Origin of the sequence: Saltatorellus ferox (assembly GCA_007751475.1) — a bacterium.
GTDB lineage: Bacteria > Planctomycetota > UBA1135 > UBA1135.
In genome coordinates this window covers 3,247,020-3,268,191 of sequence record CP036434.1, presented here as the reverse complement: position 1 = coordinate 3,268,191, position 21,172 = coordinate 3,247,020, and the positions used below count along the sequence as shown (strand labels likewise).

The following is a 21,172-nucleotide window of genomic DNA, read 5'->3' as shown; positions in this document are numbered from 1 at the left end:
GTGGGCTGAGACACCGACCGCCGAAGCCAAGGTCGCTATGCTGCCCGCCATGGAAGACCCCATCGACATTCTCGAGCCCTCCCAGGTCGTCAGGATCTTCGCCGCCGTCCAGGAGCCCGACTACGACGTTCCGTGGCAGACGGACTCCCCCTCCTCGAGCACGGGCTCGGGCGTCATCATCGGACCCAATCGGATCCTCACGGGAGCCCACGTCGTCGCTGACGCCACGTTCCTCCAGGTCCAGACCGTCGACGACTCGGACAAACACGTCGCGGAGGTGGTCGCCATCTGCCATGACTCCGACCTCGCCCTCCTGCGCCTCCACGATCCGGCGGCCCTCGGCGGGATCCCGCCCGCCGAGCTGGGCGACCTGCCCGAGCGGCGCGCGCGCATCGCGGTCGTCGGCTACCCCGTCGGCGGCGAGGAACTCTCCATCACCGAGGGCGTCGTCTCGCGCATCGAGGTCCAGCGCTATGCCCACTCCCAGCGCGACCTGCTCGCCATGACCGTCGACGCCGCCATCAACAGCGGCAACAGCGGCGGCCCCGTCGTCCACGAGGGCCGCGTCGTCGGCATCGCGTTCCAGTCGCTGGAGGACGCCGAGAACATGGGCGAGGTGGTGCCTGCGCCGCTGATCCGCCGCTTCCTGCGCGGCGTCGACGAGGGACTGCCGCTGGAGGTCCCGGGCTTTGGCCTGGAGACCCAGGGGCTGGAGAACGAGTGCCTGCGCCGCGCCCTCCACGTCCCTGACGGCGAGACCGGCGTGCTCGTGAAGCGCATCTCCCAGGGCAACTCGTGCTACGGCGTCATCGAGCCTGGGGACGTCATCCTCTCCATCGACGGGCACAGCATCGCCAATAACGGAACCGTGCGCTACAAGGGCGTTCGGACCACGCTCGGCGTGCTCCTCGGCGAACGCTTCATCGGTGAACGCATCCCGGTCCTGGTGCGCCGGGGCGGCGAGGTCCTCGGACTGGAGATCGTGCTCACTCAGCTTCGGGAACTGGTCCCTTCCAGCCGCTACGGGATCGAGCCCACCTACTTCGTCTTCGCAGGCATCGTCTTTCAGCCGCTCTCTCGCAACTTCCTGCAGGCCTGGGCCGACTGGAGCGACAAGGCGCCGAAGGAGTTCCTCGCCCACTACTTCCTCGGGCACCGCACCGAAGAGCGCCAGGAGATCATCGTCGTGTCCCAGGTCCTCGCCGACGAAGTGACGGTCGGCTACGCGCCGCTCAACTGGGAGTCGATCGTTTCGGTCAACGGCGTGGTCCCGAGAGACATGGCCGACTTCGTCCGCCTCGTCGAGGCCTCGCCGGGAACGGCGACGCTCATCACCGCGAGCCAGGGTCACCTGGTGTTCGACATGGAGGAAGCGCGGAGCGCCGAGGAGAGAATCCTTGGCCGCTACCGCATTCCTCGCGATCGTTCACCGAACCTGGCTCGACGAACCTGATCACCCGACGATGATCTTCGGCTCGACCTCGCCGAGGCTCATCTTCAGGACGAAGTCCTGCTCGGCGCCGTGGCGGCGATAGCTGCCCGTCGCCGGGCTCGACGACTCGGCGCGTCCGGCGTACTGGATCGCCACGCCAAGGTCGCTGAAGCGCTGCATGATGAAGGCCCAGGCACCCATGTTGCGGGGCTCCTCTTGACTCCAGATCAGTTGCTTCAGCTTCGGGAAGCTTGCGATCGCTTCCTTCACCTGGTCCTTCGGGAACGGGTACAGCTGCTCGACTCGCAGGATCGCGACGTGATCGGCCCCCTTCTCGACGCGCGCCGTTTCCAGCTCGTGCGCGAACTTGCCGGTGCAAAGCACGAGGCGCGTCACCTTCTTCTTGTCCGTCCCTCCGCCGAGAATCGTCTCCAGGAAGCGTCCGCTCGCCATGTCCGCGATCGGGCTGGCAGCGCGCTTGTCCCGCAGATACGACTTGGGCGTCATCACGATCACCGGGCGCTTGACCTCGCTGAGTCCCTGACGTCGATACAGGTGGAACGCCTGCGCCGACGTCGTGCAGTTCACCACCGTGAGGTTGCCTCCGGAGCAAGCGACGAGGAAGCGCTCCAGTCGCGCCGAGGAGTGCTCGGGTCCCTGGCCGTCGTACCCGTGTGGAAGCAGCATCATGAGGCCTGAGAGCTGACGCCACTTCGCCTCGCCCGAGACGACGAACTGGTCGATCGGGATCTGCGCGCCGTTGGCGAAGTCGCCGAACTGGCCTTCCCAGAGAACGAGCGCGTCCTTGCGAACGAGGGAGTAGCCGTACTCGAAGCCGACGGCGGCTTCCTCGCTGAGGAGCGAGTCCCACGCCTCGAATTTGACCTTGCCATCCGTGAGAGCGCGCAGCGGCACATGCTCTTTGTCGGTCGCCTGGTCGCGGATGACGGCGTGACGGTGACTGAACGTGCCACGGCCGGAGTCCTGGCCCTCCAGGCGGATGGGAACGCCCTCCTGCAGCAGCGTCGCAAAGGCCAACGCCTCCGCGCAGCCCCAGTCGACGTCCTGCTCGCCGCGCACCATGCTCTCGCGGCGGCGGAGCTGACGCAGGAGGTTCGGGTGGACGACGAAGCCCTCCGGCATGCGATTGAGCTCGTCGATGATCTCCACGAGCTTCTCGGCGGAGACGCCCGTCTCGGGGGAGATCGAACGCACGTAGTCCCGCTCGTCGTCGAGATGCATGTCGACGATCTCCTCCAGCGGCAGCTCTTCCTGCTCGGCCGCCTTGTGGTTCGCCATCGCCTCGCGAAGCTCTGCTTCGGTCTCGGCGGCAACCGCTTCCGCCACCTCGCGAGTGATCGCGCCGCGGCGAATCAGGAGGTCGCTGTAGGACTCGCAGACGGTCGGGTGTTTCGCGATCCGGCTGTAGAGCGCGGGCTGGGTGTACGCGGGCTCGTCGCCTTCGTTGTGACCCCAGCGCCTGTAGCAGACCATGTCGACGACGGCGTCGGCGCCGAACTCGGCCTGGTAGTCCACCGCGAGACGGCACGCGCGCAGCACCGATTCGGGGAAGTCCCCGTTCGCGTGCATGATCGGCGCTTCGATCGCCTTCGCCGTATCCGAGCAGTAGTGCGTCGAGCGAAGATCGCGCGGCCCCGCCGTGAAGCCGATCTGGTTGTTCACGATCAGGTGCACGGTGCCGCCGTTCGTGAACGCGCGGAGCCCGCTCATGTTCAGCGTCTCCATCACGACGCCCTGGCCGGAGAACGCCGCGTCGCCGTGGATCAGCACCGCCAGGACCTTGGTCCGATCGGTGTCCCCGATGGCGTCCTGGTAGGCACGGGTCATGCCGCAGACCACGGGATCGACCGCCTCCAGGTGGCTCGGGTTGGCGGACAGCTCGATCGCCACCTCCTTGCCGTCGCGGGTCCTGAAGACGCCGCGTTGACCGAGGTGGTACTTGACGTCGCCCGATCCCTCCGTCGAGAGCGGCAGCAGCCCCCCCTCGAACTCACGGAAGATCTGCTCGTGCGACTTGCCCATGAGGTTCGCCAGCACGTTCAGACGGCCACGGTGCGCCATCCCGATGACGACCTTCTCGACGCCACGCAGCGACGCTCGCTCGATGATGTCCGCTAGAGCGGGGATCATCGTGTCGCCGCCCTCGAGGCTGAAGCGCTTGTTGCCGACGTAAGTGTTCGCGAGGAACTGCTCGAAGTTCTGGGCGCGGTTCAGGCGCGTCAGGATCTCCATCCGCTCCTCCTGGCCGAATTCCTCGAAGTGTTCCTCGTTCTCGATGCGATCGCGGAGCCAGAGCTTGCGGTCACGGCTCGTGATGTGGGAGACCTCACTGGTCCAGCGGCGGCAGTAGGCCCGGCGCAGGGTCTTCAGGATCTCGCGCAGGGTCATCTTCTCGCGACCGTTCATCCCGCCGCAGAGGAACGTCCGATCGAGGTCCCAGACCGTCAGCCCGTACGAGCTCGGATCGAGGGACTCCAGCAGTTCGGGGCGGTAACCGAGCGGATCGAGGTCCGCGAGCTGGCCGCCGCGGGAGCGGTAGGCCTGGATCAGCTTCCAGATCTTCGCCTGGACTTCGCCGGCATCCTCGCCCGAGGGCGGTCGCATATCGCTTCCCGCGCGCGCGGGCGTCCACGGAACCCGAAGCGCCTCGAAGATCTCGTCGTAGAAGCCGTCGGCCCCCATCAGGAGCTCGTCGACTCGCTTCAGGAGCAGGCCCGACTCCGCGCCCTGGATCACGCGGTGGTCGTAGGTACTGGTCATCGTCATGACCGGACCGATCGCGCTCTGGGCGAGCGCGACCTTGGACATGCCGCCGAGCTCCGGCGGGACGCCGATCGAGCCGGTCGCGACGATGATCCCCTGGCCCGGCATGAGCCTCGGCACGCTCATCACGGTGCCGAAGCCTCCGGGGTTCGTCAGGGTACAGGTCGTATGCGCGAAGTCCTCGCTGGTCAGCTTGCCGTCGCGACCCCGGTCGACGATGTCCTGGTACGCGCGGTAGAAGGCGGCGAAGTCGAGCGTCTCCGCGGCCTTGATGTTCGGCACGACGAGCATGCGTCCCTTCGGCCCGGGCACGTCGATGGCGAGGCCGAGGTTCACGTGGGTCGGGACGCGGCGATAGCGCTTGCCGCCGCCCTCGACGTACGAGGACTGAACGCGCTTGTTCTCGCCAAGAGCGCGGGCGAGCGCGAAGGCGACGAGGTGGGTATAGGAGGCCTTGCCGAAGGCGCGCACGAGCATGTGCTCGTTGATCACGCCCCGGTTCTCGGACATGATCTTGGCGGAGAGGGTCCGCACCGAGGTCGCGACCGGGATCTCCAGGCTCGCCTCCATGTTGGTGGCGATCCGCCCGGCGATGCCGATGAGCGGCTCGAGTTCGGGGTCGGCGGAGGCGTCGAATTCCGGGGCGCTGGCGGCCTTGGGGGCCGCCGCGTCACCTGCGGATCCGGAAGCCGAGGCCGAGTCGCTCCCCTTGCCTGCCTGGTCCGAGCCGCTGCTCTTTCCAGCACGCTCGAAGATCTTTTGCCAGCTCTCTGCCACCTGGGCAGGATCGGCTTTCCAATCGTCGAAGAGTTCCTGAACGTACCCGGCGTTGACGCCGTACTCCTGCTCGAAATCGATGGGCATAGTGGCGCCTATTTTACCCGTTGAGGGCGGCGGGCGGAGCGGGATAAAGCCCGCACTGGCGGGGTTTACGAACCGGTGTTCTGCGACGTGACCGCCACGACCGGACCGGACGTCCCCACGCGAACGAAAGCGTCGCCCCAGCCGTCGGACTGATAGGTCGCTGCATTCGCGAGGTAGCCGCGCGCCACGAGCTGGGCGAAGGCCGTGGACCATGTATCCGAGAGCGGATCCGGGCTCTGGGGCGACGGCGGGGAGAGCCAGTCGTCGTTGTAGAGCCGAATGGCCAGGTTGATGACGGCGAGCCGCTCGTCCGTGACGCGGCGCCGTTCACGCGTGATGTCGACGTCGATCACGAGGTCGTCGCCGGTCCCGCGCGTGCGGTCGGGCCCCGAGCTCGTGAGCGTCCAGACGTCGCCTGCGATCGCCACCTGATAGGGCTCCTGCCAGCCGTCCCGATCGAAATCGGTGGAGCTGGCGCCGCCGTTCCCGACGCCACCCGACAGGTACGGGCCGGACCAGCCGGTCACGCCGCCGGGGTCGGTGCTCAGGGCGCTTGCCGCTGCGGGCAGGGCGCCGGTGTCGAGGAAATAGAGCCGAACAGCCTCGTCGACGGCCTGCATCTCGGCGCTGGTTGCCTTCCGTGCCTCGCGGTCGAAGACCTTCGAGGCCACCGGGACGACCATGCCCGCGAGGACGGTGATGATGAGGACGACGACCACGAGTTCGACGAGGGTGAAACCCTGGTTCCTGGTGTGTTTCTGGGGAGCTCGCATCACAGCTTGTCGTACATGTCCAGGAGGGGGAGGAAGGCCGCGAGCAGCGTGTAGGCGACCACCAGGCCCCCCACGACGATCATCGCTGGCTCGAGGAAGGAGAGCATCCACTTGACGACGCGGGGAAGCTCGCGGTCGTAGTGCTCGCTGAGCTTGTCCAGGCAGCCGCCGAGATCGCCAGCGCGCTCGCCGACCGCCACCATCTGGAGCAGGAGTGGGTCCATGCGCCCGTCGGCTCCCAGGGCCTCCGAGATGGACGCACCGCGCTGGACCTCGTCGTTGGCCCGCTGGAAGGAAGCCGCCATCCGCGCGTTTCCGCAGGCAACTCCCGCCAGCCCGATGACGTCCGCCACGGAGCAGCCCGCGTTCTGAAGCGTGCCTGCGGTGGCCGCGAACTTCGCGGTCGCGAACATCCGGACGACCTCCCCGATCCTGGGGAACTCCAGGAGTCGCGTGCTGAGCCAGAGGCGACCCTTCGGATGGCGAAGGGTCAGGACGAACGCCGTCGCCAGAAGCGCCCCTCCGAGCAGCACGAAGAGCCAGTTCCCGGTGAGGAAGTTCGATATCTCCAGCACCTGTCGAGTCTGCCAGGGCAGCTCGTCCGCCCCTCCGGGGAACATCTTGACGATCCTCGGCACGAGGAACGTGACGAGTGTGATCACGAGGCCCGTGATGGCGAGTCCGAGGATCGCCGGATACACCAGCGCCTGCGTGGTCGCCTGGCGGATCGAGCGCGTCCATTCCATGTGAGCCGCCAGTCGCTGAAGAACCTCCGGCATGGAACCCGACATCTCGCCGGCCTGGACCGAGGAGCGATAGATCAGCGGGAAGGATCGCGGCCGCGACGATAGTGCGTCGGAAAGAGAGGCGCCTGCTTCCAGCTCCTTCACCACGTCCTGGATCACGTCGCGGGACGCCTTGCTCCGCATGCGAACGCCCAGATCGCGCATGCCCTCGACGATCGGTACGCCCGCGCTCAGCACGGTGGCGAGCTGGGTCGTGAAGATCACGAGGTCGTTGCCGACCATTCGCTCGTTCTCCTTGCGCGGGGTCTGCTTGATCGACTTCGCGCTGACCAGCGTGATCCCCTCCTTCGCCAGGGAGCGATCGAGATCGACCTCGTCCATGGCCTTCATGAAGCCCTGGACGCGGCCCTCGGGGCCCACCGCGTCATAGCGCCAGTTCTTGAGAGTGGCCTGACTCACGCGGCGCCTCGCTGCTCCCCACCGTCACGGCGTGCCGCGGTCGCGTCGCCGCTGAGAACGGAGCAGCCCGCCAGATCCGACGGCGTATGGACACGGAGGATCTCCGTCAGCGTGGTCTGACCGGCTCTCACCTTCTTCGCGGCGTCGGCACCGAGGTCCCGGAAGCCGTCAGCGGCGGCCGCTTCCTCCAGGGTCATCGCACCGCCTTCACTGTGACTCGGGCCGCTCGCGTGACTGGCCTGGCGGATGTAAGGCCGGGTGGCCGCGGTCGGCAGGAAGACCTCTGCCACGGCGAGCCGGCCGAGGAATCCCGAACCGTCGCAGGCCGTGCACCCCACAGCCGCCTTTGCCTGGCCGATATCGCCACAGAGCCAGCGTTCCGTCTGAGCGTATTCCTCGTGGCCGGGAGCGAGCGGGACGGAGCAGCGACTACAGAGCTGGCGCACGAGACGCTGGCCCATGACGGCCAGAAGCGTGTCCTCCAGAATGTAGCCCGGAACACCGAGATCGATGAGGCGCGGAATCGCGCCGAGCGCATCCGTCGTGTGCAGCGTGGCGAGGACGAGGTGACCGGTCATGGCCGCCTTGATCGCCATGTCCGCCGTGATCTCGTCGCGGATCTCACCGACGAGGATGACGTCCGGGTCCTGGCGCAGAAGTGCGCGAAGGCCCTCGTGGAAGCCGTAGCCCACGGCCGTATCGACCTGGCTCTGGCGGACGAGCGGCACGCTGTATTCGACGGGGTCCTCGATCGTCGCGACGTTGCGCTGGATCGAGTCGACGCGGCTCAAGAGCGCGTAGAGGGTCGTCGTCTTACCGGAACCCGTCGGGCCCGTGACGAGAAACAATCCGTGGGGCCTCTGGGCGAGCGTGGCCAGCTCGCGGGCCACGACCGGGTCCACGCCGAGTTCCTCGAGCGGAGGCACGCCGCCCGTACGATCGAGCACCCTGAGCACGACGTTCTCGCCGTGTACGTTGGGCATCACGGACATCCGAAGGTCCACTTCACGTCCATCGACGCTCATGCGGATTCGGCCGTCCTGGGGGCGACGTCGCTCGGCGATGTCCAGCCGGGCGCTGATCTTGAGCCTGGAGACCACCGCGTCGCTCACCTCGTGCGGGAGGCTCTCCGCGCTCCGTAGTACACCGTCGATGCGATAGCGGATCCGGGTCAGGAATTCTTCCGGCTGCACGTGCACATCCGTCGCACCACGGCGAATCCCGTCCGTGATGACGGCGATGGCGAGCTCGGCGATCCTGCGATCGTCCTCGACGGCCATGCCGCGGGCGAGGATGTCGGCCACCTCGGTCGAGACGCCCCCGCCTGAGCTGTAGCGCCGCAGTAGCGTCTCGAGGTCGTTGCCCGTCACCATCACGATGGACAGCGGGTACGGGAACGCGTTCCGGATCATCGCGATCGCCTTCGGATCGCTCGGGTCGACCATCGCGACCGTCAGCGTTCCCGCTTCCACCTTGACCGGGAACGCGCGCGCCTTGCGCACGAGTTCACGATCGAGCTGCTCCAGGATCATTGGCTCCGGCTCCAGTTCGTCGGGGCTGACGATCGGAAGTCCGAGCTGCTCCGAGAGGATCCGCGCCGTGTCGATCGAGCGAACGAAGCCCAGCGAGACGACGATCTCACCGAGCGGACGATGCACCCGCTTCTGCTCGCCCAGCGCCACCTGGAGCTGGGAAGCCGTCAGGAGACCGCGGCGCTGGAGTTCGTCGCCGATACGGATACGCGGTGGGCCGCCGTTCTCCGCCGATTGGGGTTCTGGTACGTTCGCCATGGTGGGGTGGGATGGACGGAAGAGCTCCTTCCTCTATCGAGTCTCGCGGGTGAGCCCGTACTCCGTGCGCTTGCGCTCGAAGTGACTCTGGTAGCGACGTGCCAGCACGGATGCCTCGTTGGGGTCGACGATGCGCGGCGTCACGAAGACGAGCAGCTCGCGCTTCTTCGTCGCATCGACGTCCTTGCGGAACAGGCGACCGAGGATCGGAATGTCCTTCAAGAGCGGGACCCCGTCCTCGGAGTCCGAGCGACGATCCTGCATGAGGCCGCCCAGAACGATCGTCTGGCGGTCCGCCACGAGGAACTCCGAGTTGAGCGTCCGCTTGTCGAGGATCGGGATCGTCTGGAACGTGCCGACCACCTCGCTGAGCTCCTTGGTGATGACGATCTTCAGGATGCCGTTCGACTGGATGATGGGCGTGACGTCCATCTTGACGCCGGCCTCCTTGAACTGAACTTCCTGGATCGCAGAGATCGCCTGGCCTCCGTTCGTCTGCGTCGAGGTCGTCGCCTGGATGAACGGGATCTCCTCGATCACGTTGATCGTCGCCTTGGCGCCGGACACGGTCATCACGCGCGGAGCGCTGATGAGCTCCAGGTCCACGTAGGACTGCAGCGCGTTGATCGTCGAGCTGATGTCCCCGCCGTCGAAGTCGAAGACCGCGTTGAAGGCGCCGGCCTGGCTGGTGCTCAGGTTCTGGGCGATCGAGAGAGCGTTGCCGTCCAGCGATCCGTTGATCGCGTGGGTCACGCCGAGCTCGAAGTTCTCGTCGATGATGGCTTCGAGGATCTGGACCTCGACAAGCACCTGGCGCTCGAGGCGGTCCGCGCTCTGGAGATAGGTCTCGACCGCCGCCAGCTCGTCCCGCGTACCGCGTACGAAGAGCAGATTCTGCGCCGTGTCGGCCACCACGACCGAGCGGTTGCCGTTCATGCCACCGAACTGGTTCCCGCCCTGGATCGATCCCTGGCCGCCTCCCTGACCGTTCTGCTGATTGCCGAGCATCATCTGCACGGCGCTCGCCGCTGTATCCGCCGACATCGAGGAGAGCGTGAAGGTCCGCATGCGGCCACCGCTCATCGTGCTGCTACGCACCGAGTACACGCCCGGCGGGTCCTCGACGAGCTCCATCTCGTGCTGCTCCAAGAGCGCGTAGAGCGCTTGCCCGACCTTCACCGAGGGGAAGGAGGCATCGACCGGCTGAGCGAGCGCCGGATCGAAGACGATGTTGACTTCCGCCGTTTCGGCGATGAGCGCGATCACCTCACCGAGCGTCGAGCCGCGAAAGTCGAATCCCACGAGTTCGTCGCCACCGATCGAAAGCGCCGGCGACTCCGCGGTGAGCGAAGGATCGAGGAAGCCGGAGGATCCGGCGCTCCACTCGCGTTCGAGCTCGTCCGTGTCGAGGTCGTCGAGGATCGGACTCTGGCGGATCGACGGAGCCACGGTCGGCTGCTTGGCACCGATCTCGCTCTGAATCCTGGGCCCCCCCATTCTGTTCGAGTGAGCGCACGAGAGAGCAGAGGCCGCCACGAGGAGCGCCGCGCAGGTGAGGGGATATCGGGGGAACATTTAGAAGTCTCCTGCGGAGCCCGTGGGAACGGTGTTCGAGGGATTGCCGGCGGGCAGAGGGGTCGTCACGGTCGGGATATAGGCGGAGTCGGCGTCGAAGGAGCCGCTGGCGCCCATCCCGATGCCTGCGGCGGACGACGATCCCTGACCGATCGCGCCGGCGTTCTGCCGCTGAAGGTCGCGCTCCGCCATCAGCCTCGTGCTCGTCCGAAGCGGCGCCAGCTCGAGTTCGATGGTGATGTCTCCTTCTTCGAGGGTCGCGCGGCCGCGCTCCACGCTCACGAGCGTCGCGCTGGTACCGGGGACCATCTCGCCGAGACGGACGCGGTTCTGACCGATGAGCGCAACGCTCATCGTCTCACCCACGATGGTTCCACGAAGCGGATGGGTCTCGAGGTAGGTGAAGAGCGCGGGCGGTCGATCAGGTTCACTCACCGGTCCTTCGCTGTCCATGAGAGCGGTCGCGGCATCCGCCTCCTCGGCGATCCCGAATGCTTCGGACTGACGGAGCGTCCGGAGCACTTCGGAGACGATGGCGCGGGACCCCGTCGCCGGTGCAGGCGCCGCCAGCGGGTCCGTAGCTGTCTCCGCAGCGGCGGGAGAGCTTCCTGCCGGGCCGTCGTAGGCGCCCTCGGATGGACCCTGCGCGGGAGGCGGGTTCGTACGGACCGTGGAAGGCCTGGGAGATGGAGCCGTCGTGCCCAGCTCGATGGTCAGCATCTCGTCTTCGCCAGGCCCGGCGTCGACGCCGAGCTGCGCGCTCGTCGTCCCGCCGAATCGTGCCATGATCTGTGGCGTCCATACGGCCGCCGAAAGGGTGATCAGGCCTCCGAGGGCCCATTTCTGCTTGGTGGTGATCATGGCGATTAGCGAGGAGAGGTGGCTCCACCCGACGATGGCGCTGCGCGCCGGACGAACCCGAGGCGTACCTCTGCCTCGAAGGCGCGGGACACCGGGGTCTCTCGGGTGAAGTCGAAGCTGAGGATGAGCGTGGGGACGCCGTGCTTGCGGAGTTCCTGGACGAGGCCGAAGACCCCATCGACGGACTCATGGAGATGGATGAGGACCTCGTCGACGAAGACGGTCCCCTGGGCCGAAGTGACCGAGTCGCTCGTCGCCCCCTGATCCGGCGCGCCCTGGTTGGACGCGGCTCCCGTGAAGGCGCCGACCGCGTGCGTGCGCACGGTCCGCACGGAGATCAGCTCGATGTCGAGCGCGGCCGCCGCCATGCGGAGCGACCCGAACTCGTCGAGGTGTTCGATCGACCTCGGGATCATGCCCACGAGACTCCGGTGAAGCTCCTCGAGCTCCTCGAGGGCGCCGTCACTCTCGTACTCCCGAAGCGACCGGAAGATCGACTCGCGCTCCGCGAGGCGATCACGCATCGCGTCGCGCTCGGAGACGGCCCGGTTCTTGGCCACGGCGGAGGGGACCGTGATCCCCATGGTCAGGAGCGGAAGCGCAGCCACGCCTGCAAAGAGCGCGAGGCTGACCTTGCGGCGCCCCATCCCCTTGGCGTGGGCCCGAACCGTGTTGGGTGAGGTCACAGCCATCAGTTGCCTCCAGGAAGCGCTTCGAATGCGCCATCAGGCTGCTCCGGGCCCTGGCGAAGAGCCTTGCCGTACGCTGATTCCTGGCCGACCGGCACGAGGCGCGCCGTCGCGAGGAAGCGAAGTGAGCCGTTCCCCGGCCCGAAGACGCCGATCGGGCCAAGATCGCTGAGGCTGGGCGGCTCGATCTGAACGTTCACCACGCCCGGCACACGTCCGAGAGCTGCTCGAAGTCGGTGCAGCGCTCGCGTGGTCTCTTCGGGATCATCGATGACGACGCCCCGCACATGAAGGGCACCGACCTCGCCGAGGGCGGGCGAGATGGCGGCGCCGCCGACCGCCAGGCCGATCGCACGCATGGAGAGGAGACGCGTGCCGTCGCCGAACGCGCGCCGCAGCCCCGCCAGGATCGGTGTCGCGCTGATGCCGAGGCCCTCGAGCTGCTGCAGCTCCTGGCAGTCTGCGATGAGCTGTGCCTCCAGCGCCGAGGCTCGCGCCTGCCGCTCCCGAAGCGCCTCCAGATCGGCCGATGCCGCCTCGACGACCCTCGCTTCCGTCGAGATCGACGAGGTCAAGCCGTTCATCCCGTCGCGCATGGCGAGGGCGACCGTGCTGCAGAGGACGAGCGAGGACATGGCGACCGCCGCGATCGAGCGGCCCCGTGGACGCAGCGGAAGGCTCAGATCGAGCGCCGCGACTCGCGGCGAGCGAAGCGCGCGGAGGAGGTCGATCCGCGCCTCGTTCGGCGCGCTGGCGATCCATCCCGCTCCTTCGGCCTGGAACGGCATGGCGCCGATCGCGCCGGCCACGCGGACATCGCCGAGCGCCATTCGAATGGCCGGTGCGAGCCGATCGAGGGCGGAGCGAACGGCACCGAGGATCAGGATGTCCGTCACCTGGTCACCGCGGCTCGAGCGACGCCAGAACGCGTCGACGCCGCGTAGTTCCTGAACCAGCGCCCGCGCGACTTGCTCTCCGGCGAGGTGCATGTCAAGGCTGCCAGGAAGGGTCGACAGGTGTGCCAGACGGCCACCCGACACAAGTCCGATCGCGGCGGATTCGCGATCGAAGACGAGCACGAGCGTGGCCCGCCCTTCGCCCGCAAGCGTCGTGCTTCGGACGGAGAGGAAGGGAGCGGTTCGGGCCGGGACGACGTCCCGAACGACCCACCCCTGCGCACGAAGCTCCGTCTGCATCGCGATGAGGGGCTTCGCCAGCATGGCATGGACGAGCCAGCGCCGCTCCTCGCGGTCCGGCCCATCGAGCGCCAGTCCTGTGAACGTGACCTCCTGGGGAGTCGCGTCGATCAGCGCCGCCGAGCGGCGCGCCACCACCTGGGTGAGCTCCTTCGAAGGAAGGTCCGGAACCTCGATGATCTGCGCGGGGAGAAACTCGTGCGAGAGCGCCAGCCGGATGGAGCGGCGCGCGACTCCGTGCTGCTTCAGCGTGGTGACGATATGAGACGCCAGCGCCTTACCGATCGGGAGGTCGTGCGTGAACTGAATGAGGCGAGAGCTTCCCGCCATCCGATGCGCGGGGCTGCCCTTCGCACGGGGCGCCAGGACCTCGACTTCGGACGGGGACAGGAGCACCACGAGCGGCTCCGCTCGAGAGAAGCGCGCGAGCGTGGAGTCGGCGCCGGATAATCCGTGCTCAGGATCGTCCGTCGCGACCTCGGGATCCCACGTCTCGTAGGCTGGATCGCGATCCGCCTCCGGACTGGTGGCGTCACCCGCACCCAGTTCGGCATCCGTGATGGCGCCGACAGGTACGGTGCCGTAGCTCGAAAGCTCCGGATCCGCGAGGTTGTCGGGCTCGGGTTGAGGGGTCTCTGAATCGATCATAGGAACTCGCGGCGGCGCGCGTGTCCTGGGTGATCGACCGAGCCGGTAATCGACTTGAGACGCCGAGGCGCGGTTCTGTATCTATTCGCGAAGCCTTTGGAGAGACTCGACCAATTTTTCCACCGTCGCCGCGCTGACCGTCACGGTGATGGTCCCCTGCAAGCGCGCCGCGCGAACGAAGCGCGCCCCTCCTTCCGGAGACTCTTCCGGCCGAGCGAAGTCGATCCGGAAATCGTTTCCACCCACGATGGGTTCGACCTCGATGCTGAACCACGGCTCGCCATCCAGAGGTTCGCCAGCCACTTTCTCGGCGACGACGTCCGTGGGGAACAGAGTTCGTAGACGTTTGAAGAGATCGAGGACGGCCTGCGTCACGAGCGTTTCTCCGGTGGCGCTGGTGTAGCGGTCCCCGCCGGGATAGGTCCGGACGATGACTGGCTCGCCCTCCAGGGCAGGTCCCGATGCGCGGATAGCGCTGATCCCGCGGTCCGGAAGCGGCATGAGCGACGAGTCGTCGAACCAGGCGCGCGGTGACGCGGAAGGCGGCGTGAATCGCGCGATGCGCCAGACGCGGTCGTCTCCCGCGGCGAGCACGTAGGCGGCGCGTCCCGGCGCGGGTGCGATGAGGAGATCGACCATGGGCGAGTCCCCCATCCGCTCTTGCTCCGACACGCGAAGCTGCAGCGCCTTGGCCTTCGTCAGGCCATAGCCGGCGTGGCTCCCGGGTTCCTCGCTGACGAGATCGAGGGTCGTCATGGATCCAATCCGCGACAGCAGGTCGTCGACGCGATCCGCGAAGGCGGCCGTGCCGTGAAGCTCCGCGATCGTCCAGACGTCGGGGGCCCCCACGTCGCCGGTCGTCTCGACCGAGGTCCTGCGGGTCAGCGTCGTCCGTTCGAGGCCACCGGTTTCCACGGCGGCGAGATCGGCCCGCTCCAGAACGATGGAGCGCGCCCGCGAGGCGTCGAAGCCCGGGAGGACAGGCTGAATCTGTCGCTGGCTGATGCCACCTCCAGCGTCACCGACGAACCAGGAACCCGCCAGGGCCCCCAGGATCAGGACGAGGATCCAGTTGCGAACGGCGACGTGGAGGAACCCGCCGCGGGCGCCCATGGCCCTGGCGCCCGGCGGGCCAAAGCGTCGAGCGGACACCTGCGAAGAAGACTGAGGATGGGACTGCGGCATCGTGCTCACCGTTTCTCTCCGGCTGCCCGGGTCTTCCGTGATCGCTGGGTCAGGTTCCAGGCCGCGCCGAAGAGCCCCAGGACGAGGAGCGCGCCCCCCGCTGGCAGGAGCATGGTCAGCCACTGCTTGCCCCGCGCCAGCTGGCGCGCACGATCGGACTTCTGGTCCCGCATACCCTGCTCGTACGCGGTCTCGAACGGATCACGCTCGAACACGCCGGCCTTCTGCATCTCCTCCGTCAAGAAGTCCCGCAGCGGGCGCGGCTTCGGGGCCCGTGAGCGAAGCCCGATCAGTTCCTCGTCCAGCGTGAGCCAGTCGATCAGGTTCTCGGCGAGCACCACGCCACCCGAAGCACTGAAAGGAGCGAGCACTTCCCCCTGCGGAGCCCACGGATCCCGGAGCCAGTCCGCGTCGCCGAAGACGACCACCTGGCTCGTGCTACGTGGCCCCACGCTGGTGGAGACGGGTCCCTCGCTCGACGAAGGCCTTCCGTCGCGGCCGATGACCGGCGGCGGCGCCGCTTCCTTCCAGGGGCTCGGGAAGAGCCCGCCGAACACGGCGCCGATGACGTGCCGAGCGCTCGGCTTCTGCCGCAGGTACGTCATGCGATTGCGCAGCTCGCGCGAGTCCGTGCCCAGCTGAAGCAGAATCTCGTCCAGACGCGAATCGTCGGAGCTCCAGGCGAGGTCTTCCCGCTTGATCCCATCCGGAACAGGCCTGAGCTCCGCCGGAACGATCGGATGGGCCCAGGCGAACTGCACTCGCTCGACGCCACGGGTCGGCGATAGGTCGTCGGAGAGTCCCTCGTCAGGAACCGTGATCAGAAGCGGCGAATGCACCGCCACGATGGCCTGGCCGGTCCAGGCGGCGCGCGTCGACTTCCACTTGCCGTCCCAGATGTGCTTCGAGGTCAGGACCTCGATTCCCCACCCCCGAAGAAGCTTCCCGAAGGCGCTCGTCTTGAGGTCCTCCTCGCTGTAGGTGGCATTGCCCACGAGCACGTTGTAGTCCGGATCGTCGATGCAGACGATCAAACGGCCTCCCCGCTGGACGAACTGATCGATCTCGTACACCGTTCGCTCCGGCAGACCCGAGGGCCGAACGACGAAGACGACGTCAATATCGTCAGGGACGGCGCGTCCCGTCTCCAGTCCCTCCAGAACGGTGAAATGGCTCCGCCGCTCCAGGGTGCTCCGCAGGTAGCGATAGGTCGGGCTTGCCTCGGCGATCCGGGCCTTGTTCTGATCCTGGGTCGGGGAAGGTTCGATCGCCGCTCCGATCCATCCGATCCCGGGTTTGCGATCGGCGAGAAGTCCGTGCAGAGCCGACGCAAACTGGGTCTCGAACTCGAAGGGGCGCGGGGCCGGAATGCGCTCCGTGCGGCCGCGGTACGCCAGCTCGAGGGAGAGCCAGACGGGCTCACCGCTTCCGCCGCCTTCGAGCGCAGCCGCCTGGGCGCGCATCGGGCGGAAGCCCGAATCGTCGGCGTTGCGCCGCGCTTCGGAGGAGCGGGTCGGGTCCAGGGTTTGTAGCTCGAACGCCTCCGGTCGAAGCTGAAGGATCTCCTCGAGCTGGCCTCGAATCCGCGCGCCCCTGAGCGCGAGCTGGCCGTCCTCGACGTCTTCCGTGACGAAGAGTCGAACGGTGACGCGATCTTCGATGCGAGCGACGATGCTCTTCGTCGCGTCCGACATCGAGTTCAGGCCATCCTCCGAAAGATCGGCGCGGATGCGCAGGTGCCGGTCGGCCAGGAGATTCGCGAAGAGCGCGATCAGAGCGAGCAGAACGATGGTCAGCGCGGCGTTCCAGCGAAGCGCACGCTTGCTCGGGTGAGCCAGTCCGGGTTCGAGTTCCACAGGTTCGAGATCCACCATGGCTAGCGCCACCGCCTGCGTTCGATGCTGAGCGTGCCGGCGACGAGTCCCAGCACGGTCACGAGTGCGAAGTAGATGAGGTCCCGGACGTCGATCACGCCGCGGGCGGCCCCACCGAGGAAATGGGACGTCGGGCTGGCGGCCTCGAGGAACGAGGCGGCTCCACCCGGAAAGATCCTGACGAAGAGCGGCAGCGCCCAGAAGAGCCCGAGGAGCAGTGAGCTGATGAGGAAGGCGACCAGCTGCTCGCCGCTGAGCGAGGACATGAACTGGCTGATGGCGACGTAGGCCGCCACGAGGAAAGCGGAGCCGAAGAGCCCGACCCAGACGGTATTCCAGTCGAGCTCGCCGATCTGATCGACCGTGATCGCGGCGCTCATGACGGCGAGGAGGACCATGAGGCAGGTCAGCACCCATGCGCCCAGGAACTTGCCCAGCACGACGGCACCGGTGCGCACGGGATAGGTGAGCAGCAGCTCCTCGGTTCCCGAGCGACGCTCCTCGGACCACGCCCCCATCGTCAGCGCGGGGACCACCAGCGCGAGAAGCAGCGGAAGCCAGTGGAAGAGCACGATGAGGCTCGCCTGCCCGCCTTCCCAGAGCCCGGGGAGCGGCACGCGCCCCACGGGATAGCCCAGGAAGAAGAAGAGCGCAGGGAGCACGATCACGAAGAGCGCGATCGCGACGTACGCGACGGGCGATTCGAAGGCGCTTCGCAGCTCTCGGCGCGCGAACGGAAGTACGCGGAAGCCGCCCATCAGACCGTCACCTCGGTGTTCTCAGTGCGCCCGGGCGAGGTTTCATCCGGGTCGACCGTGGCAGAACCCAGCATGCGCGTCCTCTCCAGGAAGACCCGTTCCAGGGTTGGCACCTCGTGACGCAGCTCGAGGATCTCGAAGCCGCGATCGTGAAGCGTTCGCGATGCGCGCGCAGCGACCTCGAAGCGGTCCTCCACCTCGATCATCGCGCGCAGGCGCCCGGCGTCGCCGCGGGCGACGATGCGCGGGCGAGACGCGCCGGGAAGATCCCCGAGAAGTCGCAGCAGCTCGGCCTCCTCTGCGACCACCGTGACGGAGATCGCCGCCGCGAGGCCTTCGCTGAGGTCGCCGATGGCGCCGTCGGCCACGAGCTGGCCGCCCGCGATGATGACCACTCGATGGCAGACCTCCTCGACCTCGGGCAGCACATGGGTCGACAGCATGATCGTCTTCGAGCGGGCGAGCCGCACGACGAGGTCGCGGATCCGTACGATCTCGCCGGGATCGAGACCGCTCGTGGGTTCGTCGAGGATCAGCACCTCGGGGTCGGCGAAGAGCGCCTGGGCGAGGCCGACGCGCTGACGGTAGCCCTTGGAGAGCGTGTGAATCCGCCGGTCCGTGTAGCCCTCCAGATCGCACGCGTCGACGACGCGATCGAAGGCGTCGCGGCGCTTGCGGCGGCCCATCCCATGGACCTGACCGACGAAGTCGAGGTAGCGATGGACGCGCATCTCGCGATAGAGCGGCGTGTGTTCCGGCAGGTAGCCGACGGCCGCACGGGCGCCGATCGAGCGCCCGTCGAGTGGTACGCCGGCGACGGTGGCACGCCCTTCGTCAGGAAGGAGCGACCCCGTCAGCATCTTCATCGTCGTGGACTTCCCGGCGCCGTTCGGCCCCAGAAAGCCCACGAGTTCGCCGCGGGCGACCTCGAAGGAGACCTGGCGAACGGCGCGAACGGAGCCGAAGGACTTGGAGAGCCCCTCGGCCTGGATCATGGCTGCCTGAATCATGGCGGATGTCATCGGGCGCCTGGGCTTCTCGGGCCCCCGAGGAAGCAGGAGGGGGAGCCTGAGTGGGAGCCGGCAGTGGAACCTGAAGGAGAATCAGCTGGAGGATCAGGCCTCGGGATCGACGGTGAATCGCTCGAGGAACTCGTCGGTTCGAGAGACATCGCTGAGTCGGGTGATCAGGAGATCGGCGGCTTCGGTGAAGTGCATGCGCGAGAGCACGCGCCTGAGGACGTGGATCAGCTTTAGCCTGCGGAGGCCGACGAGTTTCTCTTCCTTGCGGGTTCCCGTGCGCTCGATGTCGATCGCGGGGAAGATCCTGCGGTCGGCGAGCTTCCGGTTCAGTACCAGCTCCATGTTGCCGGTGCCCTTGAATTCCTCGAAGACGAGCTGGTCCATCCGGCTCCCGGTATCCACGAGCGTGGTGCCGAGAATCGTCAGGCTGCCCGCTTCGACGGTGTTCCGCGCCGAGCCGAAGATCTTCCGCGGACGCTCCATCGCGCGGCTGTCGAGGCCGCCCGACATCGTCCGGCCCGATCCGCCCGACTGGTTGTTGTAGGCGCGAGCGAGGCGCGTGATCGAGTCCAGAAGGATGATCACGTCGTCCCCCATCTCCACCATCCGCATCGCGCGCTTCCACACGACCTCGGCCAGCTGGATGTGGTGCTTGGCGCTTTCGTCGGCCGTCGACGCGAAGACCTGGCCGGTCGTCACGCTGCGCTGCCAGTCCGTGGCTTCTTCGGGACGTTCGTCGATGAGCAGCACCATGAGCTTGACGTCCGGGTAGCCCTTCTCGATGCCCGCCGCGAACTGGCGCATCAGCGTGGTCTTGCCGCTGCGCGGCGGCGCCACGAGCAGGCCGCGCTGGCCGCGGCCGATCGGACTCAAGAGGTCGACCATTCGCATGGAGACGTCGTCGGTCACGTCGCCCACGGAGTAATGGAAGTCCGGGTCGATGCTGGTGAGGTTCTTGAAGATCGGCTTGTTCTTCCAGAAGGCGGGCGGCTGCCCGTCGATCTCGTCGACGTTCTCGAGCTGGAAGCGATGCTTGAACCCGCGACCGAGCGGCCCCTTCAGGTACATCCCGTCGTGGAGCTTGTACTTGTCGACCAGCTTCTTCGGGACGTACACGTCGTCCTTGGACGGAAGCCACTGGTTCTCGAGCTTGCGGAGAACGGAGACGTTGCCCTTGTCGAGGAGGAACATGCCCTCACCGTGGGTAGGACGCGCGGCGTTCTCCGAGCTGCCGTCCGAGCCCCCCCCCTTGCCGTCCCGATGGGCGTCGCGGTGAGGTTCCCCGTGGGAGTCACGGCGGGCATCGCGGCGAGCGTCGCGCTCTCCGCGCTGGCGCTGTCGAGCGGGCCGTTCTTTCCTGTGCTGGGTGCCGTCTTTCGGCGGAGCGGCTTGCTGACCCCCTTCGCGGTCACCTCCGTCCTCCTGCGCACCCTTGCGACCGCGCCTGCGACGACGACGGCGTTTCGGACGGTCGGAGTCCTCACCGTCACGCTGGAAGCCCTCGCGCGGAGCGCCGTCGCCAGCAGAGTCTCCAGCGGGATCTTCGGAGGTCTCGCGCCGCTGCGGCGCGCCGCCGTTCTGCGCGGATCCGGCCGCACCTTTGGCGTCCGAGCGATCGTCCTGACCTTCTTCGCCGTCGCGGTTGCGTCGGCGGCGTCCTCTCCGGGTTCGACGACGCTTGCGTCCGCCTTCTTCATCGCCGCTCGAGTCGGAGTCGGCGCGTTCCTGCGACGCCTCGGCGTCGCGTTCCGGACGAGCGTCCGAGGTCGATTCAGCGGGGGCCTCGTCGACCGGCTTCCGGCGAGTTCTGCGCGCGGGCGGGGCGTCCGTCACCTCGTTCGATTCCGCCTTGGTCGTCTCGGGTGCGCTGGCGACTGGCGCGGGCTCGTCGGCCTTCCTGGAGGCAGCCGTCTTGCGTACGGCTTTCTTCGCGACCTTCTCCCGAACGGGCTTCGCGGCCTCGACTTCGCCCGCGGGCCCGTCGCTTTCGACTTCCGGGGAAGAGGACGCAGCCTTCTTCCGAACTGCCTTTTTCTTCGCAGCTGGCTTCTTGGTCGTGGCCTTCTTCGCCGTCGCCTTCTTGCGCGTGGCTTTCTTCCGCGTGCCGGAGGGGGCATCGGACTCGGAATCCGGCAGCGCTCCAAAGGGGAGAGCGGCCTGGTGGTCACCGAGGCTCTTGGTGTCTTTCGCGGTCACGGGAGTCGAGATAGAGACAACGAAGGGTCCGTGGTCCGGGCGTCACGGGACGCACCAGGGGACCCCGTCCTGCCTTGCAGGACGCGGGAACGAGCGCGGAGTCGATTCCGCGAAAGCGAGCGCCGCCCGGGTACCTGGTCGTCAGTGACCGGGAACAGAGGAAGCGTTTCGGAGGTCCGAGGGCACCAGGTCGGTCCACGATCGCCCGCAGGGGGCATGACTGGCCAAGGATTTGGGCAGTTCAACGCGTCGCGACGAGGAGCACAAGATGCCTCGCGAGGGGGCGCCAGTCGGGGAGTGCGGCCAGGGTTGGCCCGAGC

General features: G+C 67.4%; 14 protein-coding genes. 1 reads left to right on the top strand and 13 read right to left on the bottom strand.

All coding sequences use genetic code 11. The features are described 5' to 3' along the window. Positions 1-49 precede the first annotated feature (49 nt). Positions 50-1,453, top strand: a complete 1,404-nt coding sequence (locus Poly30_RS11625; protein WP_419191273.1) for a S1C family serine protease — start codon at positions 50-52, stop codon at positions 1,451-1,453. Here the strand turns inward: Poly30_RS11625 and Poly30_RS11620 are convergent, their stop codons facing one another. From Poly30_RS11620 to rho, 13 genes are all read right to left on the bottom strand, one after another. After that, positions 1,454-5,080: a multifunctional oxoglutarate decarboxylase/oxoglutarate dehydrogenase thiamine pyrophosphate-binding subunit/dihydrolipoyllysine-residue succinyltransferase subunit gene (locus tag Poly30_RS11620; protein WP_419191272.1), complete on the bottom strand. Its 3,627-nt coding sequence runs from the start codon at positions 5,078-5,080 to the stop codon at positions 1,454-1,456. Positions 5,081-5,145: 65 nt separating this feature from the next. Continuing rightward, complete coding sequence (locus Poly30_RS11615; protein WP_145206110.1) at positions 5,146-5,853, bottom strand: type II secretion system protein GspG; 708 nt, start codon at positions 5,851-5,853, stop codon at positions 5,146-5,148. Then, positions 5,853-7,058: a type II secretion system F family protein gene (locus Poly30_RS11610; RefSeq protein WP_145197401.1), complete on the bottom strand. Its 1,206-nt coding sequence runs from the start codon at positions 7,056-7,058 to the stop codon at positions 5,853-5,855. The genes Poly30_RS11615 and Poly30_RS11610 overlap by 1 nt, the downstream gene beginning before the upstream one ends. Then, on the bottom strand, positions 7,055-8,848 hold the full coding sequence (locus Poly30_RS11605; protein WP_145197399.1) for a GspE/PulE family protein: 1,794 nt from the start codon (positions 8,846-8,848) through the stop codon (positions 7,055-7,057). The genes Poly30_RS11610 and Poly30_RS11605 overlap by 4 nt, the downstream gene beginning before the upstream one ends. Before the next feature lie 33 nt (positions 8,849-8,881). Beyond that, complete coding sequence (locus Poly30_RS11600; protein WP_145197397.1) at positions 8,882-10,423, bottom strand: secretin N-terminal domain-containing protein; 1,542 nt, start codon at positions 10,421-10,423, stop codon at positions 8,882-8,884. After that, a complete protein-coding gene (locus tag Poly30_RS11595; RefSeq protein WP_145197395.1) occupies positions 10,424-11,284 on the bottom strand; it encodes a hypothetical protein in 861 nt (286 codons plus the stop codon). Positions 11,285-11,289: 5 nt separating this feature from the next. Next, positions 11,290-11,976, bottom strand: coding sequence for a hypothetical protein (locus tag Poly30_RS11590; RefSeq protein WP_145197393.1), 687 nt, complete (start codon positions 11,974-11,976; stop codon positions 11,290-11,292). Further along, positions 11,976-13,817 (bottom strand): hypothetical protein, encoded by a 1,842-nt coding sequence (locus tag Poly30_RS11585; protein ID WP_145197391.1) that lies wholly within the window; start codon positions 13,815-13,817, stop codon positions 11,976-11,978. Before Poly30_RS11585 ends, Poly30_RS11590 begins: the two co-directional genes overlap by 1 nt. A gap of 81 nt (positions 13,818-13,898) precedes the next feature. Then, positions 13,899-14,969 carry a DUF4340 domain-containing protein gene (locus Poly30_RS11580; RefSeq protein WP_419191271.1) on the bottom strand — a complete coding sequence of 357 codons (1,071 nt, stop codon included), beginning with the start codon at positions 14,967-14,969 and terminating at the stop codon, positions 13,899-13,901. A gap of 38 nt (positions 14,970-15,007) precedes the next feature. Then, the gene (locus Poly30_RS11575; protein WP_145197388.1) at positions 15,008-16,876 is read right to left on the bottom strand and encodes a Gldg family protein; all 1,869 of its coding nucleotides are present in this window, start codon (positions 16,874-16,876) and stop codon (positions 15,008-15,010) included. Positions 16,877-16,878: 2 nt separating this feature from the next. Further along, entirely contained in the window at positions 16,879-17,634 is a 756-nt protein-coding gene (locus Poly30_RS11570) for an ABC transporter permease (protein WP_145197386.1), read from the bottom strand. Continuing rightward, positions 17,634-18,644 (bottom strand): ABC transporter ATP-binding protein, encoded by a 1,011-nt coding sequence (locus tag Poly30_RS11565; RefSeq protein WP_419191270.1) that lies wholly within the window; start codon positions 18,642-18,644, stop codon positions 17,634-17,636. Before Poly30_RS11565 ends, Poly30_RS11570 begins: the two co-directional genes overlap by 1 nt. Positions 18,645-18,749: 105 nt before the next feature. Next, entirely contained in the window at positions 18,750-20,852 is a 2,103-nt protein-coding gene (rho, locus tag Poly30_RS11560) for a transcription termination factor Rho (RefSeq protein WP_145197382.1), read from the bottom strand. Between the last annotated feature and the right edge of the window lie 320 nt (positions 20,853-21,172).